Raw genomic sequence first — 12461 nt, 5'->3', positions numbered from 1 at the left:
ATTAAGATATCAAGAAATCAAATTCCAATTAAATTTTAGCTCAGCCTATTGTTTACGGCTGATTCGCAACACTCTGCTTTTAAGTTTTTATTCTCTGATATGGACATTTCCCCTATCCATTACTTTGGCATTATTCATCAATGAACTGCACAACCGTCATTTTAAAAAAGTCGTGCAAACCGTTTCTTATTTGCCCCACTTTTTATCTGCAGTAATTGTCTGCGGTATGATTCGTAATCTGACTTCAGTTGACGGTGGATTAATCAATACGATTATTCATGCTTTTGGCGGTGAAAGCATTCATTTTCTGGGGATTGCTGAATGGTTTCGGACGATATACACTGTTTCGGAAGTATGGCAGACCATTGGTTGGAGTAGTATTGTCTTTATTGCTGCCATGACCGGTATTGATAAAGAACTTTATGAGGCAGCCATGGTTGATGGTGCCGGGGTTTTTCGCCGTATGTGGAGCATTACCTTGCCCGGTATTTTTCCGGTGATTTCAATTATGCTGATCTTAAGAGTGGGCAGCATTTTAAATCTGGGATATGAAAAAATTCTACTGCTCTATTCAGCACAAATTTATTCAACCGCTGATATTATCAGCACCTATGTCTACCGAGAAGGCGTCATTAATCAAAATTATTCTTTTGCATCGGCTGTGAACTTATTTACTTCTGTCATTTCCTTGATTATGGTACTCGGCACCAATAAAATCACCAAAAGAATGGGACAAGGAGGGATCTGGTAATGAAAAAACAATTTTCCGGCGAAAAAATTTTTCAGATCTTTGACATTACTTTAATGTGTATCTTTATGGTTCTTGTCCTGATCCCGGTGTTTACGGTTTTAATGACTTCCTTTGTCAGTGAAGCCGAGATTGCTCAGCGCGGCACTTTTATTATCATTCCGCAAAAGTTTGATTTTTCTGCGTATAAAATGTTGCTTGCCAGCGGCAAAAATATTTTACGTGCTTACGGCAATACCCTTTTTCGGGTATTAATTGGTACTTTTTTAAACTTATTATTTACCATTACGCTGGCTTATGGTCTATCCCGAAAAAACTTAAAAGGCCGCAATCTGTTTACTGCCTTTGTCTTTTTTACTATGTTTTTCTCCGGTGGCCTGATTCCGACTTTTATTCTGGTTAAATCTTTAAATTTGCTCGATTCCCGCTGGTCCATGATTTTTCCTGGTTTGATCAATACCTGGAATCTGTTGATTATGCGTAATTTCTTTTATGCTATCCCCAAAAGCCTAGAAGAAGCCGCTATTATTGATGGGGCTAATGATATGCAAATTTTAACTAAAGTAGTTCTGCCACTGTCCAAAGCCTCCATTGCCACAATTGGGCTTTTCTATGCCGTTGCTCACTGGAATGCATGGTTTGATGCCATGCTTTATATCAATAAAACGTCCTTATTGCCCATGCAAAATATTTTACGCAATATTATTACTGCCGCCTCTAATATTGGTGATTTGGGCGCAGAAGCCTACAATTCCCTTGATGTCATTCCGCCTTCTCAATCCATTCGGGCAGCCACCATTGTCATTACCACCCTGCCAATTTTAACAGTTTATCCATTTATTCAAAAATACTTTGTTAAAGGGGTTATGGTTGGTTCCATTAAAGGATAGATCAGATTTTCTGCATTCCTTGAAACCCTCTTTTGAAGTATGTGCCGCAAAAGTATCTTGTCGCAGAAATTTGTCCAATCATTCCCTTAAGATTTCCCCTTTCCTATTTTAAATTATTGCTTCTTCGCAAAACATATTTATTTCAACACAACTTTTCTTATTGCCGGCTGATACTAAAATATTTTATAATCCTCATTTGAAAATGCACAAATCAGTTGCTTGGCTCACTATCGTCACTTTGCAGCAAGCGGGGAAAAAGTTGTTGGATCAATCGTATATCTTCCTCCATAATAGCTGAAAAATATTCAGATGTGCCTGCCACTATTTCATCTCCCATTTTTCCTAAAAACTTGCCTGCCAAACTCTTAAACACATTGGTTAAAATACCTTTTAATGTAGGTTCTTCTATTGCACCGCACTGGATCAATGCTTTTCGGATGGTATCTTTACTCTTTTCATTTAACATACTTTCAAATAAAGCTGCATACGCTCCTATTGTCAGTTTTACTAACTCCGGGGAAAATGAGCCATCTGTTATATGTTTCAATTTTTTTAGTTTGTCTCTTAAATGATCAATTAACAGCGGATTCCCAATTTCTAAAGAAATCTTATCATTCTCCTTCAGGAAAACAGGGGACTTAAGAATATTTTTTAATTCATTATCCAGCTCCTCCACGGTAGTTGTCCGCATTTTGGCTTCATATAGCAGATTCCTTGCTTTTGCTCTGGTGACCTTAAGGCTTGACACAATTTCATATAGTTCCGGATTATGCTGAATTAACCCTAAATCTTGCAATTTCATAAACAATAAAATATCAATATCCCGCTTTGACATTGAACCAAATGCCGGATTTAAATATTGTTCTAAAAAGTCAACAAATGCCTCTTTTACATTTTCTGCTCCTATTTGATGTAATTCCTGAATCAGACTCATGAGTTTCCTCCCCCCTATCAATTCTGGTTTAACACTATCTATCATTTTCCCGCTACATTTTATGCACGAATATCTCCAATTATTGCATTTTTACCAAGTCGCCCCTTTCATAGTAGGAGCAAAGGCTTTTGTATCGTACTTCTCGTCCATGGCATCGTAGGTAATTACAAATCTTCTTCCTCATCCGCTCTATGTTCTTCCAATAGTTTTTTTAAATCATCCTTTTGAGGCAGAACAGTCTCATATTTACTCGCAAAAATTTGAGCATTGTCCTCAGGTAAAGTCATTTCAACAATAGCCTTATTCCTATCCTTACATAAAATAATGCCTATCGTTTTATTTTCTTCTTCTAATTTAACTTTGCGGTCATAGAAATTTACATACATCTGCATTTGACCGATATCCTGATGCTTCAGTTCACCAATTTTCAAATCAAACAATACAAAACAACGCAATATACGATTGTAATACACTCAATTTCATAAAAGTGACGTTCTTCAACGTTGTCAATTCGCATCAGTTTCAAATAGTGCGACCAGCTAAGATAAAATTTTCTTCCCGTATTTACGGTTGGGAGATAATTAAATTCGCTAAATTATATTGACAGAAACCATTCTTCATCAATACTATAATCATTGATAGGAATAACACCTAATCGCAAATCTTTTAATTTTTCTACTAATTCATCCCCATCAATTAAATCTATCGGTGCAGCTCCCGCTCGATTTGCTTCTTCAATGGCTGCATTTGTAAATTTTCCTGTTGTAATAAAAAGTCCCTTATCTGCTCGCCCTTGCATGGCTCCTCTAAAATCTCGTATTTCACCCGCTCCAACCGTTCCTGCATAACGTTTACATTGGAATAACATGTGAAAGCTGATGATACCGTTTAATTTTACAATACCCATACCGTCAATCCCGCCATCTCCTGTTTTACCGGTAACTTTCACCTGCATAAAACCTGACTCTCTTAATAATCTCTGCGTAAGCCTTTCAAATGCAGCCGGAGTTAGGTTGCATAGAACATTTTTTAACTTTTCTCTCCAAGATTGAATTTCTTCTGGGATATCAATACCGTCATTCTCCAAATTTTCATCTTCTGTATTGATTTCTTTTTTACCTGATTCTTTTAAAAGTATCATTTCTTGAACCTTTTTTACAATTTCATCTGGATTAATCTCTTGAATTTCTCTTCCCTTAGTCGTTAGCACCCATATTCCCCGCGCAGAATTTTCTAAAATTCCTACTTTTTTCAAATATGTTCTCGTCCATGCGAGCCGATATTCCACCTCTGTTTCACTAGTAGTTCCATGCATTATTTCCTGTATTTCTATTGGTAATTTTAATATTTCAATCGTTTTTTCATCAATTTCACGAATGGTTCCTGAACCGCCTAACTCCTTAATTGCTTGAAATAATTCTTTCATCATATTTCTATATGATGGTACATCGTATAATGTTTTCATTTTTGCTCCTCTAAAATCATTTGTTTTAAATCTATTTTTTGTTCTATATATTATCTATCTATTTATTTATTTTCTATATTTTCTTCTTACACACATCTTATTATCTACTGCACCTTTGCTAGCACAGTTTTTATTTCCATCGGTACATCCTCCATAGTAAAACTTTTTTGTATTAAGTTATCCGTTAGAGTAACTTTATACTTACTTTGGCAATATTCTCTAATCTTAGCTAATAAATCTTTTCCATTTACTAGAGAAATTTTACTTTCCAGAGTCCCCCAACAATTCTTTATAATTTCTCTTGCCTTAATATTACAGGTAGAAAGTTCCATACCTCTGTTTCTCTGCTGCAGCATATCCGCATATCCATCTATGACTAAATCCTTCATCCCCTCAACAAGCTCCTCAATCCGGCCACAAAAATCTTCATAAGATTCTTCCTGATACCTTTCAACTATTCTATATAATACTTTTGTATCTATCAAATAGTTTTCAATTTCTTTTTTCTCCCAAATATGAAGTTCTAAATGTTGTTTTGTAGCTTCTTTTATTTGCTGATCAACTATATCATCAGTTCTATAATCTCTATCCGCAAGTGCATAGCATTTAATATTCCCTTTGCTCTCCGAAAACAATAAATTAGACGCCCCAAATGTATTTGATAGTTTCGAAAAGCCACCATATTCTAAAATTGGTAGATCAATCTTTTTCCCATAAAGAATCTCATTAAATCGATTTAAATATGGCAAATCTTTTCCCTCAACAAAGAGGCATTTTCTTGCTAATCCAAGCCTAATTAGTGACAAATTATGTATACCTCCAATATTATCAACTATATTTTGTACTGCACTTGAGTCTGTAGCATATCGTAACTGTTTATCTTTTTTATTTACCGATACAATATTTTCTGGTTCTACTCTACCTATTATTTCTAAGGAGTGCGTTGCAATAATGACTTGTGGATATCTCATCTTTACAATGTCTAATAGCTTTCTTTGTAAATCTGCATGCATATACACATCCGGTTCATCTAATATAATAATATCATTATTTTTAGTTCTAGCTAAAAACCACATTATCTGTAACCACATCTTTATACCACTTCCCATGTCTGCAATTTCTGCTGGAAAAGAATTGTCTTTTAAAAAAAACTCTAAATATTCACTTGTACCATAATTATATTCAACTTCATTTATCTCCAATCCAAACCATGTAGTTTCTGATAATTTTTTAAACTCCTCAAAAAATTCTTCTTTGTGCAGGAAAATTTCATTTCTAAAATGTAAAGAAGTTAGATAAGTGTCTTTATCTTCTTCAACAGTTTTAGTACTCAAGAGTCTTTCATTATCTCTAATTAATCCAATCTGTGGAAGAATAGCAATATTATTAAAATGCGACACATCTGGCTTGATCTTTTTCTTAATATTCATTCCATCGGAATCATAGAAAACTGCAAACGCTACTTCTTTTGTTACATGTATTTCTATTTTCCAATCATCGCAAAAAACAGCTGTAATTTTTGCTGCTTCATCACCGTAAAAATATATCGCTTTTTCTAAATCGATTTTTAATTTCTCCACTTTTATAACAAAACCTCTAATTGCTAATGGTAATTCAAGACACCCCGGTGCTTGTTTAAATTCTCTAGATTTTGACTGCCGTGCTGCAGTAGCAATCAGTCTCAATGCTTCAACTAAACATGACTTCCCTGCATTATTTTCCCCTACAATAATCGTTAAATCCTTAAACGATATCTCCATATTTTCAAAGCATTTATATTTTTCAAGTTTAACTTTTTTCAAAAATATCTTAGATTTCAACTTTTCTCCTCCCATAGATAATATTCCCCCTACCTAAATTCTATCTCCTCATTCACTTTCCTATGAATATCAACCTTGCTTTGAATGTCAATTTGGTTTACCAGCCAGCCATTTAGAGTACAGTTTCTTATGAACTCATCAATCCGGTTGACACCCTCTATTTCTTTTAACGTGACAATAACACCAAAGCGAATCCCTTTACCGTCTTCGGGATTTAGACGATTACTTGTTTTAATTTCCATGCCCCAGTTTTTATTAGTGTATGATTTTTTGGGGCGCATACTTTCTTTTGGCACTTCGGCTACATACTTGACATTATCCCATTTCCGAAATCGCTCCCTTGCTTCCTCTTCCAGAATATAGCTTATCTCCTCCCCTGCTATGTTTTCTTGGTTTTGTTTATCCCCGACAATATCTTTTAACTTTCCTTTGTTATTAATTCTGCCAAAATGTAAATTTAATTCTGTATTCGTATAATCAACTCCTTGCGAACGATTACACATTGGAAAATAGCACATAGTTGCTCTGGCAATATAAGGATATTTCTCCTCCTTTAATGGAACCGGAAAATAATAATTATAAGTATTCCATTTTTCACTAATATCGGACACAATAAACTTTATTTCATCCTCTTGGCTTTGTACAATGTCTGCTATTCTAGTCGGCACTATCCCATGCCCATAAACAGCCACTTCCTCTGGGGTCGGATTTTCTTTCCATCCTCTAGCTGCATCAATAATCAACGCCTTTGCCACTTCCTTACTAAATCCCAGTATATCTATAAGATAGGATAGCTTACGGGCAATCCAAGGGGCAGCAAAAGAAGTTCCTGCTACATACGCCGCGCCTAATGGTTCACATACTCTTATATATTGCTCCTCACTGCCGCCATAATAGCTGACATCCGGCTTTGCAAAAAAAGATAAAGCAAGACCTTTTCTTGTATACTTGGTGGATAGTCCTTGCTTAGTCACTGCATTTACTACCAAGCCATTGATGGAATCTGCCGGTGAACCAATTTTTTCTATACTCTCATTTGGTTTATTAGTGCCTGCAATTACAAAAATCACATCATTTTCATATTGGATTTGATCCAATACAGCCGCTTCGGCTGATATGAAATTATCATTGATCTCCTGATTACTGCCCATAGAAATGTTCCAAACCTTGATATCTCTATTTTTCATGATAATCTCTTTTATTTTTTTTATAATCGAAAAAGATGAAAATTGTCCTCCCGTAGCTACTCCAAAATGACGAACCCGAAACCTGCCACATCCATCCTCTAACCACGGATTCAACTTTGGCCCATCAACAATCAAGGAAGATACTGCCGTTCCATGTCGATAATCCTTTGAATTTGTTGGAATATTTTCATCAATCATATCATAAGCATCCACCCATTCACGAAAATAGACTGTCTTATCAAACAGAGTATCAATTACCCCAATGGTCGGCTCTATCGTAGGACTCGGAATATAGCGTAAATCTTGTTGCTTTTCTTTGATGAAATCTTCGGGAGATAATTCCGATAAATCAACCGTTGCCATTGAAACCAAATATGGCATTTTCTCAAATAAAATTTCCAATTGATTTTCATCTAAGAAAATAGTTTGGTTATCCAAAATTCTACTGGATAAAATATCAATTCCTATTTCCCTTAAAAGACTTTTCGTATCTATCCCCACATTATATAAAGTGATAATGCTTTGTTTTTTTACAAGTTCCGGTTCTTCTATTGCAAAATCATCAATATACGAAACATCTGCTACCACCTGCTTAAAATTCGATTTATTGATTGAAAAATTATTATAGGGAACGGCAGCCATCTGTTTTTTATTATCAAAGATTGCTTTCTGTATCCCTTTTGAGAAATGCTTGCTCATCACTTCTCTTGCTTCTAATAACAGTTGAATACTTTTATCTATGTCTTTTTCTTCTAAGTAATATGTAATAATATGCCTCGTTTTTTCTTTATTAAATTTGACACCAACCACTAAAAAATTGGAATCTTTTCCCTTAAACAGTCCACTGATTCGATTGCTCTTGGCCGCAATTTTATTATAATGAACGCTAATTAAAAGTCCCGGAAATGGTCTTTTCTGTGTTTTCCAAAACATTTTGATTTGATGGAGTTTATTTGCTAACTGAATCATCTTTTCTTCTGATACGATTACCTTGCCATTGATTGCCGGCCCACCTCCACTTCCATCTTTGTTAGCTTGAATGAACCGTTTTCCCTTAAGCTCCAATACATTATTCATTCACATCCTCCTTGTTCAGTTTTCTGGAAATCGTGCTTTTAGATTCTCCTTTTAGTTTTTCTATTTCCCTAACTGTAAAACCTTTCTCATATAGCTCACTGATACTTGTTTGTTCCAGATTTCCAACCAGACTGTTATAAAGCCGTCTTAAATAATCATGCTCCAAATGAGTATCACTAAATGCCAAGGAAGTTTTAATAATATTTTTCAACTCTCCCGGATAAGGCAATTTATCCGCTGATTTGAGAATTTTTTTAAATAATCTGCTATCTTTGGAAATGCCCTTAAATTTCTTTATAAAAGAAGACAAATAATGTTCTGCAACGGTAATCAAATCATCCGTACTGTAACGATTAAAGCTAATAACCGCATCAAACCTCCTAATTAATGCCTTATCAAAATTTGAAAATAGATTGGTTGTTGCAATAATTACAATTTCTTTATTTAAGTCCGTCAATCTGTCCAGTTCTCTTAAAATAGTAGATGTCACTCTCCCCATTTCCCGAACATCATTAGAATTAATCCTATCCAGAGCAATCACATCAATCTCATCAAACAATATTACCACCCGATTGGAATAAGGAAGCATATTGATTTCCTGAAAAACATTTGTAATATTCTTATTGGTTTGTCCCAGCTTACTATCAATCAAATTCTCAAAATCAACATAAAAAAGCGACCTGTCCAGCAATCTTGCTATGTGCTTAGCCGCTTCCGTTTTTCCACTCCCCGGAAGCCCTTCAAATAGGAACTTATTGATACCTACATTATGGTTGACTGCATTGATAATCCCTTTAATATCATCTGTAATCTCTACAGGAAGATTTAAAGGATTCATTTCTCTGATATCCATTTGCTTTAAAAATTCACTTTCAAAATCACTACTTTGCGGAATATATAAATTAGCTTCTGAAATTAATCCCATAATGTACTCTGCTAATTCACTATCCCCAATGCTATCAAAATACCTTGCGATCTGAATGGCTTCATTGCGAAAGGCTGTTTCATTTCTCTCTACATGAAACTTTATTAAATTGAGCACATTTTGTTTCTTCATGGCGACTCCTCCTGTTTACTACTTTATTTTTGGGTATGTATCGAAAGTTTTTCGGCAATTATAATCTTATATCTGTTTGGCTTATTCCATTTCTATTTTTGATAATCATTATATCACACATTAGGACAAATGTATACATTTTGGGACAAAAAATATTTTTTTATTCCCGGTAGAAAATGTCCCTTCTCTGTTTATAAAATATGGTCGGAAATTAACAAAGAAAATACCTCAAGTAACTTTAGATTATTACTGACCTGACAGTTGGCAAAATCTAAAAACACAAGAGGTATCTAAAATGAATATAAAAAAACAAAGAAGGAAAATTAGTAAGCCTAAGCTGCAATCATTCATCAACAAACGCTTATTTACACTTTCATCTTCATCCCCTTCGTCCTACTTTGCCACAAGGACGGCGGCGCTATGGATGGATTTTTCTTCTTTGTCTTTGATATAGCAGCGATAATAGTAGGCTGTATTCTCTATGGCTACGGTCAGCTCTTTCGTATGATTGCCTATCGCTTCACTTTTATAAAAAGGTCCATCCGAATTTTCAGAATACTCCCATTGATAAGTGACGGGGGCCTTCGCTCCGCTCACTTCGACTTTTAGCTTCACAATTTTCCCGATATTTCCCTTTTGGGGCTCCGGCTGCTTTGTTATCGTTAGTTTCTCAGAAATGTATCTTTCTACTTTCACCGTATTGCTTATAATCTGTTTGCCGGCCGCATCTCGAATTATGCAGCGGTATTCGCAGACTCTATCTTCTACCAGAACTTTCAGTTGATTGCTGGTATTGCCTTCGGATACGCTTTTCTTAAATACTCTATCCGCTTCATCAAAATATTCCCATTGGTAGCTTAGAGGTTCCTTGCCGCCACTAACTATAACTTCGAGACTTACCCTATTGCCCAACCTATCCTCAGCGTCTTGGGGCTGCACTCTGATCATTAAGTTCTGCCCCGGCATAAATACTATCCTTGAACTCTCCTTTACCATTCTGGTGAGGATGGCCGCAATCTCACTTCTCTTAATATAGGCGGATGGCTGACAGTTTCTGTCGGCATCTACCCCTTGGGCAATGCCCGCCCTATAGAGCTTGTAAATAGCATCTGCATCCGGGTGGGTCATCTTGACATCGGGTATGAAGTCATCCGGTACATCATTCAGCTTCGTCTCGTCATCCGTAATAAGCCGGGCAAAGATTTGCATATAGCCTGCCCTAGTGATTTTTTGACCCCAATTAAGATCGGAAGCTATGATGCCCTTATCCTTAGCGTAGTCCACATAGGGCTGATACCAAATATCGGCTCCCGCCGATAAACTGACCGCACCTTCTTTTTTTAGCTGGTGCATACACGCCGCAAGTTTAACGGCTTCCACAACTGTCATATCATCTTCGGGCGCAAATAAAGTATCTGTCTTGCCGTTGATTAATTTGCTCTGATAAGCAATCTGTACATCCGCATAATACCAAGCCGCCCTATCCACATCGATAAAGGGGGGCATATTTTGGATGATGTGCTGAAGGTCTGCCAATACAGCATTGGTTAAAAACAGAGTGAATAATAGCGACAGTATCACCCCTGATAATGCTTTCAGTTGTAACATTTGTCCCACCTCCTTTTGAATCGTTTTCGCTGCTCCTGTCTTAAACAAAACAACTCATCTAAGCTTTCCGTCACTCTCCCACTGGAAACATTTGCCCATTCATAATGATTCCTCTTAAAAATTTGTCATATCAATTAATCTCTTCCATAATTTTAGAAATCAATTCCGTAATCCCCTCTGCAACATAGATAACTTCATCCGGATCATGGATATAGCAAATAATTTGACCTTCTTTTCCCTCTTTATCCGGATCAAAGTCAAGTATCAGATAACAGCTATCGCAATACCGGGCAAAAGGTATCCATTTTTTATTAAAGAGATAAGGCTTTATCTTGCTGTTTCGCATTTTATCAAGGTCTTCACTTGTAAAATACTCAGTAAACTCTGTTAAGAGGGCATCCCTGTTTTGAAAATAATTCTTTTTGTTTTCCATCTCCGTTAAACTCATTAAGCAAAATGCCATCTCTCTTTCATCAATAACACATGGCAATATACTTAGATATTTACTTCCATTTTTATACCTGTAAAGCTCTTTTACCTCATCAGGCAAAATGATACCAAATTTCTCCTCAAATGATGCCATATCTTCCTCAGAGGCTCCCGCTATTTCCTGATAATCATCAAGATATTCTTCCTCCACCGGATCATCCAAATCCCAATCTTCAAAATTTTCACATATATACTTTTCTATCTTTTTTAACTCGCTGCTTATCTTCATATCATTTACTCCTCGTACCCTTTTATCATTCTCTGGTATCATTTGCTTTTCCGAAAGGAATTGGCGTATCAATTTGCCTATCGTTTCCGCATCTTACTTTCCCTTTTAAATTTTCCTTTTAAACTTACCACTGCATGCCGGATGCACATAACCGGATGATACAGGAGCATTCTTGAAGCGCTATAACGCATCACCTCCTTTATCTTCTTTCGCATTGTCGGGGAATAGCAGTGAACCTTACAGTTGCTGCAAAACGTCTTATTTTCCATAAACGGACAGCGTTCACTTCTTGAACAAGCATACTCCAGCAATTTTTTACAATCATCGCATACCGTGGTATTATATAAGTTTTTGTGTTTTTTACGACAATAAAGTTCAATCATCCGGGAGACGAGCTGTATTTCATCCCTTCGATTCTTTTCTATCCTTTCCTCATTCATAAATCATCCTCCACATGCGGCTCTCTTGCGGCTCTCCTTCGTTACCGCTCATATAGCTTCCTGCGAAAGCAGGCTTTAAAACGCAAGCGTTTTACGCCTGTTCCTCCGGAAACGATTCGCATATACTCCACCATTAAGCTGTCAGGGCAATCGAAAAATGAAACCATTTTTCGATTCGCGTTACCGCTCATATAGCTTCCTGCGAAAGCGGGCTTTAAAACGCAAGCGTTTTACGCCTGTTTCTCAGGAAACGATTCGCATATACTCCACCATTAAGCTGTCAGGGCAATCGAAAAATGAAACCATTTTTCGATTCGCGTTACCGCTCATATAGCTTCCTGCGAAAGCGGGCTTTAAAACGCAAGCGTTTTACGCCTGTTTTCGCAGGAAGCTGCACTCACAGTATATTCGCGTATATTATACCACAGAAAGTTTTTTACTTGTAGCTAAATCTTTTGGCTCCCCGATACAGGCGAAGGTTTTTGCTGCAAAAGCATGTAAAAAAGCCCTCATTCCG

9 protein-coding genes and 2 pseudogenes are annotated in these 12461 nt (G+C 36.4%); 2 read left to right on the top strand and 9 right to left on the bottom strand.

Annotation, left to right across the window (positions count from 1 at the left end):
• Nucleotides 1–16 precede the first annotated feature (16 nt).
• A pseudogene (locus C3V36_09640) lies at nt 17–751 on the top strand (sugar ABC transporter permease).
• The gene (locus C3V36_09635) at nt 751–1638 is read left to right on the top strand and encodes a carbohydrate ABC transporter permease (GenBank protein ID AVM69478.1); all 888 of its coding nucleotides are present in this window, start codon (nt 751–753) and stop codon (nt 1636–1638) included. The pseudogene C3V36_09640 and the gene C3V36_09635 overlap by 1 nt, the downstream one beginning before the upstream one ends.
• Before the next feature lie 211 nt (nt 1639–1849).
• Here C3V36_09635 and C3V36_09630 read toward each other — a convergent pair whose 3' ends face one another.
• From C3V36_09630 to C3V36_09590, 9 genes and pseudogenes are all read right to left on the bottom strand, one after another.
• The gene (locus tag C3V36_09630; protein ID AVM69477.1) at nt 1850–2572 is read right to left on the bottom strand and encodes a hypothetical protein; all 723 of its coding nucleotides are present in this window, start codon (nt 2570–2572) and stop codon (nt 1850–1852) included.
• A 164-nt stretch (nt 2573–2736) separates the two neighbouring features.
• Nucleotides 2737–3131 (bottom strand): annotated as a pseudogene (locus tag C3V36_09625) (hypothetical protein).
• 36 nt (nt 3132–3167) lie between these two features.
• Complete coding sequence (locus C3V36_09620) at nt 3168–4037, bottom strand: restriction endonuclease (protein ID AVM69476.1); 870 nt, start codon at nt 4035–4037, stop codon at nt 3168–3170.
• Nucleotides 4038–4141: 104 nt separating this feature from the next.
• Complete coding sequence (locus C3V36_09615) at nt 4142–5872, bottom strand: hypothetical protein (GenBank protein ID AVM69475.1); 1731 nt, start codon at nt 5870–5872, stop codon at nt 4142–4144.
• Between the two features lie 14 nt (nt 5873–5886).
• A complete protein-coding gene (locus C3V36_09610) occupies nt 5887–8121 on the bottom strand; it encodes a serine protease (GenBank protein ID AVM69474.1) in 2235 nt (744 codons plus the stop codon).
• Complete coding sequence (locus C3V36_09605) at nt 8114–9178, bottom strand: AAA family ATPase (GenBank protein ID AVM69473.1); 1065 nt, start codon at nt 9176–9178, stop codon at nt 8114–8116. The genes C3V36_09610 and C3V36_09605 overlap by 8 nt, the downstream gene beginning before the upstream one ends.
• 393 nt (nt 9179–9571) lie before the next feature.
• Complete coding sequence (locus C3V36_09600) at nt 9572–10786, bottom strand: hypothetical protein (protein ID AVM69472.1); 1215 nt, start codon at nt 10784–10786, stop codon at nt 9572–9574.
• Nucleotides 10787–10916: 130 nt separating this feature from the next.
• Nucleotides 10917–11504, bottom strand: a complete 588-nt coding sequence (locus C3V36_09595) for an SMI1/KNR4 family protein (protein ID AVM69471.1) — start codon at nt 11502–11504, stop codon at nt 10917–10919.
• A gap of 77 nt (nt 11505–11581) precedes the next feature.
• The gene (locus tag C3V36_09590) at nt 11582–11944 is read right to left on the bottom strand and encodes a nitrous oxide-stimulated promoter family protein (protein ID AVM69470.1); all 363 of its coding nucleotides are present in this window, start codon (nt 11942–11944) and stop codon (nt 11582–11584) included.
• Nucleotides 11945–12461: the final 517 nt, after the last annotated feature.

It is taken from the genome of Lachnospiraceae bacterium oral taxon 500, from assembly GCA_002999035.1.
Classification (GTDB): domain Bacteria; phylum Bacillota; class Clostridia; order Lachnospirales; family Vallitaleaceae; genus W11650.
Note: the sequence above shows the minus strand (reverse complement) of the source record. Positions and strands in the feature narration are given on the sequence as shown.